This window comes from Xenorhabdus siamensis (assembly GCF_037996745.1).
Taxonomy (GTDB): Bacteria; Pseudomonadota; Gammaproteobacteria; order Enterobacterales; family Enterobacteriaceae; genus Xenorhabdus; species Xenorhabdus indica.
Genome location: NZ_JBBMXE010000017.1, coordinates 60,996 through 80,214, shown reverse-complemented (window position 1 = coordinate 80,214; position 19,219 = coordinate 60,996). Strand labels below are relative to the sequence as shown.

Here is a 19,219-nt window from a genome sequence, read left to right as displayed (position 1 = left end):
ATCTCACCACAATCGACTATCTTTGCAAGGTATACAATCTCAGCAAGATATCATGTCTTTGGACAATATCATGAGCTATGGCTGTTCAGTACGAGGCTTTTTCCGCGCAGATCTACAATCCGTGGCGGCTCAAGGTTATTGCCTGATGCCAGAGTGGATATGTCAAAGCATGGTTGAATCCGTTTACACAGCCAATTGGCAGCCACTCTTCTATCCTGTTTTACCGCCAAAGCAAGCCAGCATGATTTTGCAAGCGGATTTCCAAGCTGTGATGGAAATACTAAGCCCTCTTCCACAACCATGCGCCATTCTTCTCGCTCATCCTTTAGGTTATATTGACCCAGGATGTATGGAATTTTTGCGAAGGATTCAAAACAACCACAATATCCATGTATTTCTAGATCTTTCTCAGGGATATGGAAGAAAGGATTGTTTACAGGAGCTCCTGCATGCTCATGCCGCTTATTATTCTTTTAACGGCAATAAACTTATCCGTACCGGTGGAGCATTACGCCTTGAGGTGACAGAGGGCTATTTTTGTTGCTAAAGGCTGGGCAATTGGCGGGATTAGCCAATGTGTATCTTGAACGGGAAGAAAAAGTGACCCTGAATATTGCTGAATTTTATATCAGGAATGAATACCAACGCCAGAAACTGGGTTATGGATTATGGCATGCCATGTTGCAATGGGGACGTCGCCACGGTGCTACACGTGTCCATCTGGAGACAGATATGGGCAAAAATGCCAACTTTTTTTGGCAATCTCATGGGCTTGTAAGCCATCAAGTAGATGGACGCATACACTACAATGGCCCTATAACCTCCCTAAAGATACTATGGATCAGACATGGGCAAATTATCCCGCTTGATCATTTAGATTACTGCCCTGAAGATAATTTGATCGCCCTTGATGCCACTTCAATCAAACAGGCTGAAGAAATTGGCAGACGAATATTGGGGAAATTTCCTTGGCAAAATATTTATACTTCACCTCAACGTCGGGCACTTGAAACAGCTAAAGCACTCAGCTCAGCATATCAATCTTGTTCAATACAAGAAACTGATGCACTTTGTGAATTTTTTCCAGAAGAACTTATTGGCATGAAACTGGCAGATATTCCGCATCGCTATGGTGAAGATTATGCTTATCGGTTACTACATAACCCTCTCGATTCACCTTTCAAAGATTCAGAACAGGTAATGGACGCGGCTGATAGAATCTATCGTTTTATTACGCAAATTGGCGATGAACTCTCAATGTCTTCTATGCGGATTATTATCTCCCATCAAAATTTGCACAATATTTTCTTAGCCCATTTAATGACAAATGATCTCAATCTTTCTGGACGATTGCATCTTAACAATCTCCATGGCAGTACTTTTTTATATTGTCCTTATACTAAACAATTTGATATAGAAAATGTAAATATTCCTTTGTGAGATAGCAATATGTTTAAAAAAACTCCATATATTATTTTTGACGCAGACCCATTCTGTTTTGGCCCAATATCCACCACATTAAATGTGGTGGAGAAATTAAAGCGTCGAAATAAATTAATACCGGACATCCAATTTATTTTATTAGGCACACTTACCTCTTCTCAATTAGGTGAAAAGTCTGGTCTTTTTGATGCAATTTATGAATGTGATACCACTTCGGTTACAGCGCTTTCAAGCTATTCTGAACTTATTTCAGGTGCAAGTTTGTATATCATTAACACCAACCTTAACTCGATTGATTTTATCTCAAAGTTTAATATACCAATTATCTATATCGACACACTATTTTGGATGTGGAATAATCTTCATGTCGATCTGCACAAAACTGAAAAAACATTTATTCAGGATTTTCATGGAATAGAACACAACATTGAACGATTTCATGATAAGCTGGGTAATTATCAAGTTATTCCACCCATTCTTCACAGTTCTCTGCAACAATGCATGGTGGATGACCATCCTCCAGAAGGTATATTAATTACTCTTGGTGGCATTGATACAGTCTATGCCGACACAACAAATTTTTATTATCATTTTCTCGAAGAGTTATTATCTATTCCCTATATGCAAAATGAAACCAATATTACTATTGCAGGCGGGGGAAAGACCATCATAAATCTGGCAGAAATGTTTGCCAAAACGCATCCCCATATTCATATTGGCTGTTTTGCCAGACATGATTTTTTGCAAAAATTACACCGTGCTCGTAAGGTATTAGCCAATCCGGGTTTAACAACATTTTATGAATGTATCTCTCTCAATAAAGATGTTTTTTTCTTACCGCCACAAAACTATAGTCAACAATTACAATTAGACGTGTATCTGCAAAACTATTATAGTGATGAGTACGGTTTCTTATGGCAAACGGAATATGGTTATCCTGATATTCCCCCATACCTACCAGAGAAAGATGGATTAGCATTAATTAAAAAATGTAATAACTTATTTATCAATAACCCTACAGAAAGAAAACGTGCCATGAATAAGATAAATCAATTTTTTGAAAAAGAGAAAAGCAACCCTCATTCTTATCATAATATTTTCCAAAACGATTCAGATGATATCATTGCCGATTATATTGAAAATAGGATGTCCAATAAAAATCGGCAATATGAAACTATAATTTAAATATAATGCAATAATGAAAAATATAATTTATTCAAGGCATAATTATTTGATATCTTTATAAATAATTTATTATCATCTATGCATAAATATTAAAGCTTATTTCTGTAAGAGGCGACCCTATGTCTATGATATTTTCTGATGTTAAAGTATTTGTTGGTGGTCCTATTCAACACGCATTGAAATTAAGGGTGTTAGACAATAATTTACAAGTTCACATTAAATCTGCTATCCATCATCTGGAGTCACTAGGTGCAGAGGTTTTTTCGGCTCATCGTACAGAGCAATTTGGCGGAACAACACACTTATTTACTCCAGAGAAAGTTTCTCAGCGGGATCGCCAATGGATGGAACAATGCGATATTTTTGTTGCCATTTTACCTGTCTGCCCACAACAGAAACAACTAATAAGAACAGATGGTACTCATATTGAGTTGGGTTGGGCTTCCGCCTTAAAACGTCCTATCATATTAGTTACCGAAAAACCCTTTGATAACTCTGCCAGCCATCTACTAAAAGGCCTGTCTGCTATTGCTCAAGTTTATCATGTCCCTCTGAATGATTTTGAACATGAGCCGGCTATATTAAGCAATACCATTCAGTCTATAGTAGAAAAGAAAGTTACCCAAAAAACCTCAGCCGTCGCATGAAATTAGGAGGTAGTAGGGGAGATGGGCCCTGATGGATTGGTAAGGCAATAAAAAAGATTATTTTTGTTAATCATGTATTAATATATTGTTGTTGGTGGGTGGCTTATATGATAAACCCGCAGGAAACTGCGGGTTAAGTATTGAGATGATTTATTTCCTTTCTTCGAGAGGAGAATAACGTGACTCTATTTTAACGTTGACATAAAAGTCACCGGAATTATCTTCATAATGGGTATCAAAAAATAAAAGAATTAATTCACCATCTGTGGAACTGTCCTGTGGAGTACACCATTGCCAATTTCATAGGTCTTATCGCCGATTTTTGCAATTAAAGCACCACCTGGACGATTAGGCGGACTCCCTTGAGGGGCGGACCACGGGTTCGGACGGTTGTCATTGGCAAATTTCACCCATCCTGAAGCAATAATAGATATTACATCTCCTTTTTGGAGTACAAGACCTGTCGGTTGACCTTGTGCCAGTTTGCCGGGAACAGTTCCAGACCAATCATACATAGTATTACCTCCAATTATGTTTTTATATCTTTATAAAAGCGGTATAAGACTTTGCCGCCTGTGAACATCAATAAACTGGTTCATAATACTGGAGAGTGTTTCTTGGGTTAGGATGGCACAGAATGGCTGATAGGACATCAATAAAATCCATTCCCATTGGTGATAAAATTTGGTAACGATGCTTCCTTTTCGTCTTTTAACTTCTTGATTACCTTAATTTCCGGTTCTATGACTGAATTGCCTAAAATCAATACGTTATGCTAAATGAGAGGATCTTCCCTTTTAACTCATTTAACCCTTATTACGGGGAAAATTAACTACAGGGATTCGTTCAGTTTAAGGAGTCCTATCGCTGAGGTTCTCAGTTTGGCTCGTCACTCAGCGAAATTTTCGGCTGAGTTCCAATCGGATAAATTTTTGTCTTATTCCCGCATGTTAAAGGACAGATTTTTGTTCTATAGTGATAGTTACTTTATATTCTGTACAATACGTCTGTGTTTTAATCCTGAGTTAGAAGGAAAATTTTTATGTGTAATAGGTTTATTTTTATAATTAATATTTTTTAAAATCAATGTAATAATTGCGTATAATAATGAAATAAACTCAATGTCCTCTTATTTTATTCAATTATCAGGCTTAAATAAAAAATATCAATCAAAGATGAAAAACTCATTTTTATCACACCAGCTTTATCAGTCATCATATAAATTATATTGATTCCCTATTTATGATTTTATGCCATCCTGCCGTCAAAATATGCACTCACAAAATATTAATCAATGGAATTTAGTCAAGCAGTACTTTCCAGTATTAATGAATCAATTTTATTGATGTTCACAGGTGGGGAAGTCTCCCACTGCCTCATATTGCCAAAGGTATTTGTAATAAACTTCTTTGGCTTAATCAGTAGTCTACGTTGTTAATACATGAGGAAATAAATATGAGTACTCCAGATAAAAATCCTGAAATAAAAACATTAGAAAATAATTTCGTAATTGTGCCGACTCGCGAATATGTGCAAAACGCAATCGAAGAACACGCCCGGAGCCGTAATCACCCTTACGCGACATTGAAAGACAGAGGGTTTGTCATTCTAAGTAATGAGGTCGATAGCGATAGTGAAATGACCGCGGCAACATCAAAGGCAGTGAAAGCGGCATATGATTTAGCCAATACCGCCAATCAAAATGCTCTCAACAATAATTCCAATCTCTGTTTGGAAAAAAAGCGGAATGGGGCAGATATTCCTGATAAAGCAGAATTTGTGAGGAATCTTGGTTTATCAGAATTGGTTTATAGAACTGTAGGAAATAGTCCAAACCAGATACCGGATATGAACAGTTTTGAATCAAAACTTGATGAATCTGGCTATCAGAAGCTCCCTGGTGGACTAATTATTCAATGGGGAGTTGTAAGCGGTGGAATAAATTCAACGGACCTGCGAAGATTTCCAATTCCATTTAAAAACAAGTGCTTTGTTGTAAAAGGGTAATCCCCCGGATCACGGGGGATTATCTTGTTAAAACTGACAAACAAGGGCTGTATCAAGGCAATTTCGTTGATAATCATCCCAAAAACCTGGGGGATAATTATCAATATCGCTTTTTAACAACATGGGTTTTTGCCATATAAATTGTTTGAACCCCGCCTTTTGGATCGCGGTTTGATATTGTTCACGACTCCAACGATATGCCGTACAAGGGCTAGGTGGTGTGGTAAGAAATTCACATCTCAGTAGAATTGTATCTTTCACGGGCTCTTCACTCAGAATTTTTATACAATAATTTTCATAATTCCCTTTTTCTAATCGATAATCAGGTTCAACGGTATAAGCAATCAATTTACCGGAAGGCTTGAGATGAGCGGCAACAACACGGAACATAGTTTCAAGGTCTTCAATAGATTCTGCATGGCAGAATAACCAGGCTGCATTAACTATGTCAAATTTGCCAAATGATTCCATCTTGCAGACATCTCTTACATAAAACTCGATATTGTCACCATATTGTTGTGATTTGCTTTTCGCAATTGCTATCATGTTATCTGATATATCGACCCCAATGACTTTTGAAGCGCCACGATTCTTGTATTCCCGACTAAAGAGACCATACCCACAGGCTAAATCTAACACTGATTTTCCTTGTATATCTCCTGCCAGATTAAAAATGGTTCTGATTTTTATTTTGATATGGGCAGCAGTATTTGAAAAACTCTCGTAAAGATGGGCAATAGGGTCATATAAAATGTCATCTTTCATGTTTTTTATCCTTAGCTAAAAGCAAAAGTATTTATTTGTCAGAGAGATATATTATTTAGTATAAATTTAATAATCATTAAAAGTATTTTTACTATTATACATTAATACATCAGTGATGAGTCAGATATGATTTTTTATATTGTTTAATTTTCAGATAAATATAAGGGGGTAAACAAATATAAAACGGCTATGATATATTTTGTGGAGACTACCATTCCTGTGATGATTTTCCTGTGATGATTAAGTAAAAATGCTTTATAATAAACCGATTAAAGCGTCTGTTTAACTGTCTTCCAGTATAATGCTCTCTTTAGGAATGGCCTGGGGAATGGGTCTGCGGATGATGCCTCCAGTATTGTTGAAATACTGGAGATTTTTCTCCCATCTAAACGTGGAGCTATTCACCTGTGAGAAAAGTGGCATCCATCACGTTACTATATTTTCTCTTAGTTTTTCTGCATTTTTTGATAAGCCAGCTATATTTATTAATGTCCTATCCCAAGTATATGTTCATTTTATGTTTTGATTAAGATCTATTCAGGATCAAGATAATAAATAGAACAATCTGAAGAGATAGGGGCTAAGTCTGGTTAATTTAAAACAAGGTAGTAATATGAAATATCGTCATTTCTTTTTTTTTGTAGTGTTGCTGTTTTTATCTTTACCAGTTATGGCTGATGAAAAATATTGGTATTATGGGTGTCCTAAATATTCAGAAAAGGGAATAGAAGAGGTAATGCAAAAAATAAAAAATACTCCTTTTAGAATAATTAGTGAATTGCAGGGGTATAGCAAGGGTGAAGCTGAAATGTATATAAAAAAAACAAAATGCGATTTGCGGAATCTGGATGAGTACGCTCAGGAATTAAAAAAACGGATAAAAGAGGGTAAAAAATTTATAGCTCGTTAAAAGACGTTTTTGACAGAGTGTTTTGTAGTTTTGCGTAATCGCCATTTTATTAAATGTGACCGTTTAGGCGGTCACTTAAAAAATCATAAAGCAAGCCATGTTAATTGTCAGCGTTTAAACGATTTTTTTAAGTGGACTAAAATCTCTATAACCTGATTTTTCACAGTTTTTTCACCATTAACAATCCGATCCGCATGTTTTTTTAATTCATCATCAAAGAACAGACTACGAGAATCTGACAGATAAAAACACATTTCTTCCATTAACTCTTCTTTGGTTGTTTCGTTGTTCTTGACATCACGAAGTAATCGACGACAAAGAGTGATGTCCATTGGTGTGTTGAGATGAATAGCTATATCCGTCGTCTTTCAAAATTGCTTTTTGTTGGCTGCGCTTGCTCACTCCGGTCACATAATCTCTATTAAAAGTCTATTTATCAATCTATTGGATATTTGTAGCTTATTATAAATTATCCAGCCAGCCCCTAAGAAATATCGTAAAAGGTGTCGCAGATTCGCTGGCTGGTGGTTTTTTTATGGCAACCGAGCTACTTTGGCCTCTACAACGACACCCAGAATATGAATTTTATCACTGAGTGGTATCATATTATATTGGGAATTCAGTGGCTTAAGATAAGCATCATACCCTTCCGTAATCAATTGCTTGAACGTCAGTTCCTTTTCTCCTTCAAGCTTTGCAACAACCAAATTATTGGTGATGGGTTTTATCTCCGGATCAACCAAAATAATCATTCCTTGCGGTATGCTCAAGCCATTTGGTGAATTCATTGAATCATCTTTTACTTCCAGCCAAAAAGCACGGTATGAACATTCAACAGAAGTATCGTACTGTTTAATATTGTTTCTATGGTATAGCGATATAGGTTCTTCACACCAATTTCCAGCATCAGCCCAGTTGAGTAACGGGTATTGCCTGTAATAGGTTACATTATCAACCAAAGTCATATTATCGCCATAGACTGCGGTCAGCAGTTTCCTTGCTTGTTTGTCTAGTGATGGACTGAAATCATTAATGGTAACTCCTAATCTGTTGGCGAAATCGGCAGCTATCTCCAAATTAAGGGCATTTGTGCCATTAAGATAGTGTGAAATAGCCCCCTGACTTTTGCCAAGCTCGTCCGCAAATTTTTCCTGAGAGATGCCTAATTGTTTTTTCTTTGACTCAAATATGTCTTTCAAACGCTTGGCATCTGCGAGTTGTTCTGTTGTAAGTTTCTTTTTCATGCACGCATTTTAATACCAATGCTATTGAAATGATAAATACTAAAAGTATTGAAATATTTAATACTTTGGATATTATTTGAGAAATACAGGAGGAAAATATGGAAAAAATACCATTATCAGAATATGTGAAGCAGAATGGACAAGCCAAAACAGCAAGTTTGGTTGGTGTTCATCAAACTGCTATCAGTAAGGCATTACGGGCTGGTCGTAAAATATTTTTGATTCGTCAGGAGGATGGTAGTTATAAAGCGGAAGAGTGTCGGCCATTTCCTAGTCAGAAACAGATTGTATAGCGAAGAAAAAGAACATTAGGGGAATTAGGCAGTATTATTTACTGATTAACTTTAGTTATTTCATTGATTTTATTCTTATACATTTTGTGTATATTGTCTCGGAGAAAATATGGAGTATCACTTTCGTCATTATATTAGTGCAATGGGGAGTATTTTAGATATTATGCCCACAAATGATTACCAAAGAATTTTGGACAATGAACAAGATTTAAAAAATCAAATTGGTTCTGATTGTTTGGGGCCTCTTCCTCCTCCTGATGTTTTGAAGGACTATGAATCCATTCTTTCTGGTAGCACAGAGAGAATATTATCGTTCAGAGAAAAAGAGCAAAAATTTCAGTATGATAATCAAAAGCTGGCACTGGATGGCATGATAAAAAAGGATAGAAGAGGGCAATGGATGGGTTTTTCTATTGCAATGTTTATTTTAATTATCGCTACGTTTTTTGCACTCAGAGGTGAAATGGTGTTTGCAGGAACACTAATTACAATTGATTTAATTGGGTTAGCGGCAGTATTTGTTATAGGAAGAAAGTTAGGTGCTAAGTGATTTTGTTATGTCAGTAATGATCAGAGCATTTAGAGATGAGTTTTTTACTTAGTGTTTTTATGATTTTTTATTTTTAGTATTCTTGCTGCATATTAAGATATTACGTAATTTATATCGATAAATATAAAAAGTTTTTGTATTATATTTATTGGCTATAAATGTAATGTATTAGTGTGCTATGGAGAACTAATATGGATATAAAAACCTTATGTAAGCTTTATCAGTCAGAAAAAAATATTAAGTATCTTTTTTTCTGGGGACATAAAACTAAAAATTCTGGTCTTGTCACAAAATCTTGCTTAAGTCAGTGGTATCCAGCGCAATTTATTGTAGATGGTGTCAAAAGGACAATTCTAATATTTATAATCCATTAACATGGAATGGATTGAATTTATTAGGTTTTGCTCTGATGACTGTGCGTGAAAGATTAAAAAATAGGATAAGATAAATGACACAGCTAACAGTAAGGGATTCTGATCGGTTTTCTGGCAAGAAAGTTATCATTGTTCATGGTTATATTGCTTCACCTTCATCACACTGGTTTCCCTGGTTAAGTAAAGTGCTGACTGAACAAGGGGCAGAAGTGATTGTGCCAGAAATGCCCGATTCCTTATCACCTAAGCCTGAAGCATGGGCCAAAAAATTAACTGAGGTAGTGCCTAAAACAGACGGTAACACAATTTTTATTGGCCACAGTCTTGGTTGTGTGACTTTACTTCGGTATTTAGAGGTAATATGCTCCACAACCGATCAAATTGGTGGGTATATTTTGGTTTCAGGATTTGATTCCATGCAGTGTACATTGCCAGAGTTAGCAAATTTCACTTTCCAACCATTGAATTATGTCCTCTTGCGCGAAGTAACAAAACACCGTATTTCCATTATCTCTTCCAATGATGAAATTGTTTCTCCTCAATCATCCTATGCTCTTGCCAATTCGTTGCAAACCGAAATCATTAATATTGAAAATGCAGGCCATTTTCTTGATAGAGACAGTTTTACCCGTTTGCTTCCTATTTATGATGTACTGAAAACTATCGTATCAGGATAAATACTAAGAACTCAGCTCTTGGTCATGTTTTTAGCATAGTGGGCGATATTCGCTCACTATATCTCTTTTTAGCTCATTATCCCTTTGCTGTTTCACCTAAGTTATCATCAAATAAAACAAATGTTTTGTGAAACAAGTTTATGTATTTTTAAGCTTCTTATTGCGTTGTTTGATGTATTAGTCATGGGCAATATGATTAACCAGAACAATACTATTGCCGTCCACTCCATTTTGGGTAGAGGTACAGACATGATTATTTCCGCTTCAACTGATTATCGGGCTGCTGCACAGGCTAAATTACCCCCTTTCCTGTTCCACTATATTGACGGTGGAGCTTATGCAGAGCATACCCTTAAACGCAATACCGAGGACTTATCTCACATTGAACTACGTCAGCGTGTACTGAAAGACATGTCTGAATTGGATCTGGAAACCCGTTTATTTGGGGAAAAAATGACAATGCCTGTGGCATTGGCTCCCGTTGGATTAAGTGGGATGTACGCTCGTCGGGGGGAAGTACAGGCTGCGCGGGCTGCTGCTAAAAAGGGTATTCCATTCACGTTATCGACGGTATCAATATGTCCGATTGAAGAAGTTGCTTCTGCAATTGAACGTCCAATATGGTTTCAGCTTTATGTACTGAAAGATCGTGGTTTTATGCGTAATGTTCTGGAAAGAGCAGAGGCGGCCGGCGTTAAAAATCTGGTATTTACTGTTGATATGCCTGTACCCGGTGCTCGTTATCGTGATGCACATTCAGGTATGAGTGGCCCAAATGCTTCTTTACGGCGTTTTTTGCAGGCGATAACGCATCCACAGTGGGCGTGGAATGTTGGCTTGATGGGTAAACCCCACGATCTCGGTAACATATCTAAATATCGCGGTATATCCACCAAATTGGGAGATTATATTGGCTGGTTGGGAAGCAATTTTGATCCATCCATATCGTGGAAAGATTTAGAGTGGATCCGCGATTGCTGGAAAGGGCCAATGATTATTAAAGGTATCCTCGATCCTGACGATGCTAAGGATGCTGTCCGTTTTGGCGCGGATGGTATTGTGGTTTCTAATCACGGAGGGCGCCAGTTGGATGGTGTTCTTTCAACCGCCAGAGCTTTACCAGCTATTGCCGATGCTGTCAAAAATGACATTACTATTCTGACTGACTCCGGTATTCGTACCGGGTTGGATGTAGTACGAATGATCGCATTGGGTGCTGACAGTGTTTTATTGGGACGCGCTTTTGCTTATGCATTGGCAGCAGCCGGAGAAGCAGGAGTTTCTAATTTATTGGATCTGATTGATAAAGAAATACGGGTTGCAATGACATTGACGGGAGCAAAGTCCATTGCAGAAATTAATTCAGATTTGCTGGTCGATAAGTGAACGTAAAATTAGTGACTTTAGGCAGTTGTGTGTTCTGATTGATAGTCAGCAGAAACGGAATTGTTTTGCTGACTATTTTTCATCAGATGCCGATAGGGCGGTATCCTTGCCATTCTGGTTTATCTGGCTGACCGTGAGGGTTTTCAGTCAGATGAACATGGTAGCCGCTGATTTGCCCCAAAAGCAGGCAGTCATCAACATCTTTTAGGTTGTCTTTATGTAGTTGATCATAACCAGTGAGCAAATATTTTTTAGCTTTTTCTTTTGCATCTTCTACGCTATGAGCAACGAAAAATCCGAACTCATGGGCTTCTGCCAGAGAGTGATTTTGGTAACCTCCCATGTTTACGAAATAGAGGTTCATCTCTCCGTGGTATTCGTTATCGCTGAGGGAAATATCATAACCGTCGGCCCATGTGACTGGCATATAACCATCCAGATGAAGTTTATCTTTATCACCAAACCAGACATCACGTAATACAGGGTATGCTTCTTCAATCTTATTCACTGCAACAAACTGGACATCATGAACTTCGATATTGGATTTTCCAGCGTTTCCACCAAGATAAAACATATATAGCTGAATCATATCCTTCCTTAATTACTTGAATACTTTTGAATGGCTACGTTTGAAAACAAAAAAGTTATTGATTTAAAAAACTATTTTCCCATAAGAAAATAATTTTGCTTTTCCTGTCAGATAAACACGTTCTCCTTGTATTTCGCATAATATATCGCCGCCTCTATCTGATAACTGACGGGCACGAAGTACCGATTTATTGAGCCTTGTTCCCCAGAAAGGTGCCAGAACACAATGAGCCGAACCTGTGACAGGGTCTTCATTAATGCCTTTTGCTGGAGCAAAATAGCGCGAAACAAAGTCGGTAGATAAATCGCCAGAGGCAGTAATGGCAAGCCCTGATAGCGGAAGGGCGGCTATTTTATCAAAGTGTGGTTGGGCATGAAGAACTTGATCGGCAGAATCCAGTACACAGATATAACGATCATGGGAAGTAAATACCTCGCTGATCTCTTGGCCTAAAGCCTCTTGCATGATGGGAAGAAGTGTTTTCTCTTCTTGGTAACCAGCGGCAGGAAAGTCTAATGTAAAAACGCCATCCTGATGGGTGACACGAAGTTCTCCAGAACGGGTTTTGAATGTAATTGGATTATTTTGATAAGAATGTTGTTCAACGAGAACAAAAGCTGTTGCCAGTGTTGCATGCCCACATAAATTGACTTCCACTCTGGGAGTAAACCAGCGTAGGTGATCGCCAACTAAAAAAGCCGTTTCTGAAAGGTTGAACTCGGCAGCAATGGCAATTAATGTTTCATCTGATAACCATTCGTCCAGTAAGACAACAGCAGCAGGATTACCGGAGAAGGTTTTTTCTGTAAAAGCATCGACATGATAAATAGGGTATGAGCGCATCAGAAACTCACTTTGCTGTTAAAAAATGTGATCTAGCATGTTGGAATTGTTATTGTTTGTAAATGGTTATTTTTTTGACTCTGGAACTACCCATTACTAGTAGTTGATCTAAGGTGGTAATGATTATTAAATAATAATACTTGCAATAGTTACACTAGGGGATTTATGAAAATAAAAGGGATACATAGCCTGTTTTTTCTTACGGTAATTGGTTGTTCTCAGGCATCAGCGTATGATTTCAGCTACAAAAGTGATATACCCGCTGATAACAAACCTTCAGAAGAATATCTGAAAAAAAGGGAAGAATTGGGCACCAATTATTGGAACATTAATAAGTTAGCACAAGACAATGCCCTGGCTGAGAAACGAGAAGAAGAGTTGAAGGAATACAGCGAAAGACACGATTCGAAAATGTATACTGGGCTTCCTTCCGACTGGGATTATGCCAAAAAAAGGTATCTTATGAATGGATTGCCCCCCCAATACAACGAGTCCGCCGGATTCCAAAAACTGGGATTTTCTTACCAAATAAAGGAAAGGCATTTTTTCAACGAAATGACCCCCCGTTCAGCCCGACGCAAATGTTATCGTGAAACCAGACAGAAATTGGAGAAAGAACGAGGTAATCTCTATTCCGAGATGGAGATCTCCGATGCTTGTGGGAGATGGTGATGGTTATTATATGATTTAATAGATAACTTTCATCTGCCAGAACTCAGGCAGCCACGTAAAAAAATGGCTGCCTTAGGGCATTTTAATGAAGACTGACTAATGCATATTATCACTATATAAAGACGGCATATCTTTAGGGCGTGTTTTAAAACGGCGGTGTAACCACATGTATTGCTCTGGAGCTTGCATAATTTCCCGCTCGATCACCTTATTCATGAAGGTTGCCGCCTCGACTTCACCTTTTTCAGGGAAATTTTCTACAGCGGGTTGAATAATCAGCTCATAACCTTTTCCATCAGGTAATCTGCGTGGTGTAAAAGGTAATAAAGCTGGATTGGATAATCTAACCAGAATTGAAGTTCCAGTTGTTGTTGCGGCATGTTCAACAGCAAATAATGGAGCGAATACACTTTTACGTGGACCATAATCATGATCTGGTGCGTACCAAACGATTTCACCATTTTTCAGGCAACGGATCATTCCCTTGACATCTTTTCTGTCCAACATGTATTTGTTGGAACGTAAACGTCCCCAGGTTTGTAGCCAATCGATAACTGGATTATCATTCGGGCGATAAACCCCGATGCCTGGATTGAGCATACCAAAAATACGGGCTCCCAGTTCCAGTGTCAGAAAATGGATCCCAATTACGATGATCCCCTGACCTGTGGCTTGTACTTTTTGGATGTTCTCTCGTCCTGTAATTTTGAACCAGTGTTTAATTCTCCAGTCAGGCCAGAACCAAGCCATACCGGTTTCAAATAGCCCCATACCAACAGATTCAAAGTTTTTGACCAGCCATTTATTCCGTTCCTCCGGTGGCATATTAGGAAAACAGAGAGCCAGATTGCGTTCAGCGATTTTGGCTCGTTTTTTCAAAAAACGCTGTGATAACCGACCAAGCCGGGTTCCTATCCAGTAAATTATGGGGTAAGGAAGTAAGACCAGCAGATAGAGTATGCCGATACCTAGCCAAGTCAGCCAGTACCGGGGATGTAAAAGTGAACGATGAAAAGAAGGCGCTTGTATCATGTGTTTTCAGTGTATTAAAGATAATAATCTAACTATAAGAAACTATTTTATAAGGTCTTAAGAGTAATACAGGGGGGTATTGTGACACTTTTTAGTAGAATATCGAAATACCGAGGCACTAAATGATTCATCAATTGATAACAAATAGAAACTTCCCCCATGCCCTGGCTATGCTGTGCTAGGGTATGATTATGATATTCCTCAGCATCATATTCAAATAATTGTTTTATTCCGGTAGAAATTGCTCAAAGTGATACTGTGATAAGCAAGCTAGTTTGGGGATTAAGCTGATTCAGAACAGGGATTGATAGATCTGGGTCACAGAAAAAAGTAATATTGCAGGGAATAAAAACCTCAAATGTAGTGTGTGGGGTTTCTGGTTAAAATTGTCGGTAATGATCTAGTGTGGACACGCTGTGAACACAGACGGACATAAATGTATAAATATCAACAAACTACAAGGGTATTTTGAACACCATGCCAGTGTTACATAACCGTATTTCTAATAAAGAGCTGAAAGAGCGCATGTTGGCTGAAGTAGAGCCGCGCACAACTATTTCTTTTTATAAGTATTTTACTATTTCTGAACCACAGGTCTTTCGCGATAGCTTGTATCAAAAATTCACTGAATTATCAGTCTTTGGGCGGGTTTATATCGCCAAAGAGGGTATCAATGCGCAAATTAGCATACCTTCCAAAAATGTTGATGCTCTGAAAACATTATTGGATGCAACGGATCCTGCCTTGTATAACCTGCGACTCAATATTGCGCTGGAAGATGATGGCAAGTCATTTTGGGTATTACGTATGAAAGTGCGTGAACGCATTGTTGCTGATGGTATTGATGATGAAACTTTTAATCCGTCAAAAACGGGTGAATACCTGAAAGCCGCTCAGGTAAACCAAATGCTGGATGATCCTAATACTGTGTTTGTCGATATGCGTAACCATTATGAATATGAAGTTGGGCATTTTGAAAACGCAATTGAGATCCCATCGGATACATTTCGTGAACAATTGCCGATGGCAGTAGAAATGTTGAAAGATGATAAAGATAAAAATATCGTTATGTATTGTACTGGCGGGATACGTTGCGAAAAAGCGAGTGCCTACATGCTCCACAATGGTTTTAATAACGTTTACCATGTAGAAGGTGGCATTATTGAGTATGCCCGCAAAGCAAAAGAGCAAGGTTTACCTGTTCGCTTTATTGGTAAAAACTTTGTTTTTGATGAGCGTATGGGAGAGCGTATTTCTGAGGACGTTATCGCTCATTGTCATCAGTGTGGTGCAATTTGTGATAGCCACACTAACTGTAAAAATGATGGATGCCATTTGCTATTCATTCAATGTCCATCCTGTGCAGAGCAGTTTGAGGGATGTTGTAGCGATGCTTGTCGGGAAGAAATGTCACTCCCTGAAGATGAGCAACGTGCTCGCAGGGCAGGAAGAGAAAATGGGGCTAAGATTTTTAATAAATCTCGTTATCGGTTAAATGACGGTCTAAATATTACCTCATTGCAATTCAATAAGTAATAAATTTATCTTAAGTATCTTCTCTCAAGCAGATACAAAAATTGGCGTAATAATACTTAAGTTATTACGCCAATTTAGTTATTTTTGTAGTGTTAGCAGATATACTTAAAAATATTATAAACGAAAAGTAGCTCTATTTTGTTGGTTACTCCTATTTTTTCTATGATATGCCGTTTATGTGAATAAACTGTACTGCTACTTATATTTAGTAATTTGGCAATGTTATAGGTATCTATTTCCAGCATCCAATAATAGATGATCCTGTTTTCTTGTTGACTAAAAATAGAACTTTTTATATTGAAATTGGCAAAATAACGTTGAATATCATGTGATGCCAACTCTCTTAGCCGTGCCAACAACAAGGACAGATTCTTTTTTGGTAAGATAAAATCTTTATTAGTCAATTGGATATGATTTTCTATCCATGGGTATGGTTTATCAAGATAGATATATATACGGGTATCACGAACTAATGAAATCAATAACTTCATTTGTTCACAATATGAACTGTGATGACCATAATGTGTCATATTCATCAGAACAATATCAGGCGAAAATATTGACAGAATATTTATCGCCTCCTGAATTGAATGAGCTTCTGTTGGAAGGATATCTGTATTTTCTTTTAGAGATTCAATGATCCCAAGACGTGTATAATGACACTCATCAATGATTAATAATTTCATTAATTGAACATCCTTGTTCTATAGCGGTTATCATTAAATGAATTAGGTCGCTTGATATTTCAAAACCAAGCCAACGAACATAGCGGTATGATACAGTATTGTACAGAATAATAAACTATATAAATGATTTTATCGGCTGAAATTTGTTTTGATACTCATGTTGGACACTCAGTGTATTGAGTGTCCAGTTGTGTTTGAATTTTCAAGTTTGTTGTTAATGTTTCGTATAGTCAAGTTGAGTGTATTCCGATGATTCAATCTTTTCGATTCCAGCCTGCAAGATTAGGATCAGTTGTTTTGCAACCCCTGTTGTCAACCACAATGTTTTGTCAATACTAACATTATCTGTGGCTTGATCTTGGGAGGATAAGTAATGAAGACGAATCATCATGGCGTCGTAGGCATCTACGATACTGATGTCCCAACCTACAACTGGATGGGTTTGGATTATTTCATTTTTTTGCCCCATATAACCTCCTAATCAGACTACAGCACCTTGATTGATATAATTGACTAAGAGCAGTGGAACTCATCTAAGGATGAGCAGTTGCAGTATAAACCTTTTTATCAATCTAATACTACAACCAGTTGTAGAAACCAGATATTGGTCATTTTATCTGATAATAAGAAACTAAAACTTTTGTGAATTAAACTTGCTTAAGCATGAATTACTGTTACTTCCCATCTTGCATCTTCTCCAGCCAGGAATGGAATCAGTTTTTCACCAGCATGTTCGATATATTCGGTAATTGGTGTAGGCTTGCGTATAAGCTCAATAAATCCCTCATTAACCGGTAAATCATAAAATTTCGGGCCATTTAGAGAGCAGAATGCTTCGAAGTGATGCATTGCATCCATTTCTTCGAACACAGTGGCGTAGGCAGCCAAAGCCGTAGGTGCATTGAAGACACCAGCACAACCACAGGAGGATTCTTTACGATGCAATAAATGAGGGGCGGAGTCTGTTCCCAAGAAGAAACGGTCACAACCACTGGCGATGGCTGAACGTAACGCTTCTTGATGAATATTACGTTTTAATATCGGCAGACAATAGAGATGAGGGCGGATACCACCGACCAACATATGATTACGGTTAAACATCAAGTGTTGTGGTGTTAGTGTCGCTCCTAATTTATCGTTGCTTTCAAGAACGTATTCGGCAGCTTCTTTAGTCGTAATATGCTCAAAAACAACTTTCAGATCAGGGAATTGTTTACGTAAAGGTTCCATCACTTGTTCGATGAAGCGGGCTTCCCTATCAAAAATATCAATATGAGCTGCGGTAACTTCACCATGAATTAATAGAGGCATGCCCAACTTTTCCATCGTTTCCAATAAAGGATATATCTTTTGTACGTCAGAAACACCATGGCTGGAATTAGTTGTTGCATTTGCGGGATAGAGTTTACAGGCTGTAAAAATGCCCTCGTTATAGCCGATTTCAATTTGTGAGCTATCTGTTGAATCCGTCAGATAGCATGTCATCAGTGGTTCGAATGAATGCTCTGACGGAATGGCTGCCATGATCCTCTCTTTATAGGCTCTGGCGCTGGCAATATCTATTACAGGCGGAACAAGGTTGGGCATGACAATAGCTCGGCCAAAAAAGCGGCTGGTATGGGGGACAATGGTTTTCAATATATCACCATCGCGAAAATGAACATGCCAGTCGTCAGGGCGGCGGATTTTAATAGTATAAGTTTCAGTAGTCATGGAACCGGCTCCAGAATATAGATGAAAAATGACGGATGCTGATTCAGCATTCCTTAAGCCGGAGGAAGATGATAAAGAGAAAATAGTTAAATAGCTATTATTAAATGATAGAATTCTACATTCTTGCAGAATTAAGTCTTTAATTTTATATAAGTTAGGGTATTCAGAGGAAATTAATCGTATCAAAAAAGGAAAAAATAGAAGTAATAAAACGAGGGTGAATTGAAGTTGGCTCCTCCAACTGGACTCGAACCAGTGACATACGGATTAACAGTCCGCCGTTCTACCGACTGAACTATGGAGGAACTCCTTCAAGACGGGGCGAATATTAATGGCTTTCTTTCTATTTGTCAAAGAAGAAAATCATAATAACGGTTTGTTTGTTGTTAATATGTACTTTGTGCGCTTTTTTTAGCTTTTTCGTGTTATTTTCAGGAAAATAATCAAAATATTACAGAAACAAAATTGATAAATAGGGCATAAGTGGTGAGCATGATCATTGGAGAGCAAAAAGCCCGACTAGCAGAGCTAAAATCGGGCTTCTTAGAATTTGGCTCCTCCAACTGGACTCGAACCAGTGACATACGGATTAACAGTCCGCCGTTCTACCGACTGAACTATGGAGGAATTGCGGTGTTCCTGAGAACGAGGCGAATAATAGGTGAAT

At 37.8% G+C, this 19,219-nt stretch carries 21 protein-coding genes, 2 tRNA genes and 1 pseudogene; 12 read left to right on the top strand and 12 right to left on the bottom strand.

Annotation, left to right across the window (positions count from 1 at the left end):
• Positions 1-52: 52 nt before the first annotated feature.
• The 4 genes from AAC852_RS16955 (at position 53) to AAC852_RS16940 (ending at position 3,275) form a co-directional block, all read left to right on the top strand.
• Entirely contained in the window at positions 53-547 is a 495-nt protein-coding gene (locus tag AAC852_RS16955; protein WP_340622010.1) for a hypothetical protein, read from the top strand.
• Complete coding sequence (locus AAC852_RS16950) at positions 538-1,440, top strand: GNAT family N-acetyltransferase (RefSeq protein ID WP_340622009.1); 903 nt, start codon at positions 538-540, stop codon at positions 1,438-1,440. The genes AAC852_RS16955 and AAC852_RS16950 overlap by 10 nt, the downstream gene beginning before the upstream one ends.
• Positions 1,441-1,449: 9 nt before the next feature.
• Entirely contained in the window at positions 1,450-2,628 is a 1,179-nt protein-coding gene (locus AAC852_RS16945) for a hypothetical protein (protein ID WP_340622008.1), read from the top strand.
• A gap of 119 nt (positions 2,629-2,747) precedes the next feature.
• Positions 2,748-3,275 (top strand): nucleoside 2-deoxyribosyltransferase, encoded by a 528-nt coding sequence (locus AAC852_RS16940; protein WP_340622007.1) that lies wholly within the window; start codon positions 2,748-2,750, stop codon positions 3,273-3,275.
• 237 nt (positions 3,276-3,512) lie between these two features.
• On the opposite strand, the pseudogene AAC852_RS16935 reads toward AAC852_RS16940, so the two are convergent.
• A pseudogene (locus AAC852_RS16935) lies at positions 3,513-3,790 on the bottom strand (LecA/PA-IL family lectin); the annotation flags it as partial.
• A 940-nt stretch (positions 3,791-4,730) separates the two neighbouring features.
• Here AAC852_RS16935 and AAC852_RS16930 point away from each other — a divergent pair.
• Positions 4,731-5,282 carry a tail fiber protein gene (locus AAC852_RS16930; protein WP_340622006.1) on the top strand — a complete coding sequence of 184 codons (552 nt, stop codon included), beginning with the start codon at positions 4,731-4,733 and terminating at the stop codon, positions 5,280-5,282.
• Positions 5,283-5,309: 27 nt separating this feature from the next.
• Here AAC852_RS16930 and AAC852_RS16925 read toward each other — a convergent pair whose 3' ends face one another.
• Positions 5,310-6,047: a class I SAM-dependent DNA methyltransferase gene (locus AAC852_RS16925; protein ID WP_340622005.1), complete on the bottom strand. Its 738-nt coding sequence runs from the start codon at positions 6,045-6,047 to the stop codon at positions 5,310-5,312.
• Between the two features lie 613 nt (positions 6,048-6,660).
• On the opposite strand from AAC852_RS16925, the gene AAC852_RS16920 reads away from it, so the two are divergent.
• Entirely contained in the window at positions 6,661-6,957 is a 297-nt protein-coding gene (locus AAC852_RS16920) for a hypothetical protein (protein WP_340622004.1), read from the top strand.
• A gap of 107 nt (positions 6,958-7,064) precedes the next feature.
• On the opposite strand, the gene AAC852_RS16915 is transcribed toward AAC852_RS16920, so the two are convergent.
• Both AAC852_RS16915 and AAC852_RS16910 read right to left on the bottom strand, forming a co-directional pair.
• Positions 7,065-7,289 carry a nucleoside/nucleotide kinase family protein gene (locus AAC852_RS16915; RefSeq protein ID WP_340622003.1) on the bottom strand — a complete coding sequence of 75 codons (225 nt, stop codon included), beginning with the start codon at positions 7,287-7,289 and terminating at the stop codon, positions 7,065-7,067.
• Between the two features lie 201 nt (positions 7,290-7,490).
• Positions 7,491-8,201, bottom strand: a complete 711-nt coding sequence (locus tag AAC852_RS16910; protein WP_340622002.1) for a LexA family protein — start codon at positions 8,199-8,201, stop codon at positions 7,491-7,493.
• 98 nt (positions 8,202-8,299) lie between these two features.
• On the opposite strand from AAC852_RS16910, the gene AAC852_RS16905 reads away from it, so the two are divergent.
• The 4 genes from AAC852_RS16905 (at position 8,300) to lldD (ending at position 11,481) form a co-directional block, all read left to right on the top strand.
• Positions 8,300-8,494 (top strand): Cro/CI family transcriptional regulator, encoded by a 195-nt coding sequence (locus AAC852_RS16905; protein ID WP_038267062.1) that lies wholly within the window; start codon positions 8,300-8,302, stop codon positions 8,492-8,494.
• A 109-nt stretch (positions 8,495-8,603) separates the two neighbouring features.
• Positions 8,604-9,044: a DUF2335 domain-containing protein gene (locus AAC852_RS16900; RefSeq protein ID WP_340622001.1), complete on the top strand. Its 441-nt coding sequence runs from the start codon at positions 8,604-8,606 to the stop codon at positions 9,042-9,044.
• A gap of 448 nt (positions 9,045-9,492) precedes the next feature.
• On the top strand, positions 9,493-10,095 hold the full coding sequence (locus AAC852_RS16895; RefSeq protein WP_340622000.1) for an RBBP9/YdeN family alpha/beta hydrolase: 603 nt from the start codon (positions 9,493-9,495) through the stop codon (positions 10,093-10,095).
• A gap of 249 nt (positions 10,096-10,344) precedes the next feature.
• Positions 10,345-11,481: an FMN-dependent L-lactate dehydrogenase LldD gene (gene lldD / locus AAC852_RS16890; protein WP_340622081.1), complete on the top strand. Its 1,137-nt coding sequence runs from the start codon at positions 10,345-10,347 to the stop codon at positions 11,479-11,481.
• A gap of 82 nt (positions 11,482-11,563) precedes the next feature.
• Here the strand turns inward: lldD and AAC852_RS16885 are convergent, their stop codons facing one another.
• On the bottom strand, positions 11,564-12,070 hold the full coding sequence (locus tag AAC852_RS16885; RefSeq protein ID WP_340621999.1) for a DUF1543 domain-containing protein: 507 nt from the start codon (positions 12,068-12,070) through the stop codon (positions 11,564-11,566).
• 63 nt (positions 12,071-12,133) lie between these two features.
• Positions 12,134-12,913, bottom strand: coding sequence for a PhzF family phenazine biosynthesis protein (locus tag AAC852_RS16880; protein ID WP_340621998.1), 780 nt, complete (start codon positions 12,911-12,913; stop codon positions 12,134-12,136).
• A 165-nt stretch (positions 12,914-13,078) separates the two neighbouring features.
• Here AAC852_RS16880 and AAC852_RS16875 point away from each other — a divergent pair, with 165 nt between their 5' ends.
• Positions 13,079-13,585 carry a hypothetical protein gene (locus tag AAC852_RS16875; protein ID WP_340621997.1) on the top strand — a complete coding sequence of 169 codons (507 nt, stop codon included), beginning with the start codon at positions 13,079-13,081 and terminating at the stop codon, positions 13,583-13,585.
• Positions 13,586-13,681: 96 nt separating this feature from the next.
• Here the strand turns inward: AAC852_RS16875 and AAC852_RS16870 are convergent, their stop codons facing one another.
• Positions 13,682-14,617, bottom strand: coding sequence for a Kdo(2)-lipid IV(A) acyltransferase (locus tag AAC852_RS16870; protein ID WP_340621996.1), 936 nt, complete (start codon positions 14,615-14,617; stop codon positions 13,682-13,684).
• Positions 14,618-15,094: 477 nt separating this feature from the next.
• Between AAC852_RS16870 and trhO the strand changes: the two genes are divergently transcribed.
• Positions 15,095-16,153: an oxygen-dependent tRNA uridine(34) hydroxylase TrhO gene (gene trhO / locus AAC852_RS16865; RefSeq protein WP_340621995.1), complete on the top strand. Its 1,059-nt coding sequence runs from the start codon at positions 15,095-15,097 to the stop codon at positions 16,151-16,153.
• 92 nt (positions 16,154-16,245) lie between these two features.
• Here trhO and AAC852_RS16860 read toward each other — a convergent pair whose 3' ends face one another.
• The 5 genes from AAC852_RS16860 to AAC852_RS16840 form a co-directional block, all read right to left on the bottom strand.
• Positions 16,246-16,839 carry a LuxR C-terminal-related transcriptional regulator gene (locus tag AAC852_RS16860; protein WP_340621994.1) on the bottom strand — a complete coding sequence of 198 codons (594 nt, stop codon included), beginning with the start codon at positions 16,837-16,839 and terminating at the stop codon, positions 16,246-16,248.
• A 214-nt stretch (positions 16,840-17,053) separates the two neighbouring features.
• Positions 17,054-17,308, bottom strand: a complete 255-nt coding sequence (gene bssS, locus AAC852_RS16855) for a biofilm formation regulator BssS (RefSeq protein WP_047685375.1) — start codon at positions 17,306-17,308, stop codon at positions 17,054-17,056.
• Between the two features lie 188 nt (positions 17,309-17,496).
• Positions 17,497-18,552, bottom strand: a complete 1,056-nt coding sequence (gene pyrC / locus AAC852_RS16850) for a dihydroorotase (RefSeq protein ID WP_340621993.1) — start codon at positions 18,550-18,552, stop codon at positions 17,497-17,499.
• A gap of 229 nt (positions 18,553-18,781) precedes the next feature.
• Positions 18,782-18,857: transfer RNA gene (locus AAC852_RS16845), tRNA-Asn, on the bottom strand.
• Between the two features lie 246 nt (positions 18,858-19,103).
• A tRNA-Asn gene (locus tag AAC852_RS16840) sits at positions 19,104-19,179 on the bottom strand.
• Positions 19,180-19,219 lie beyond the last annotated feature (40 nt).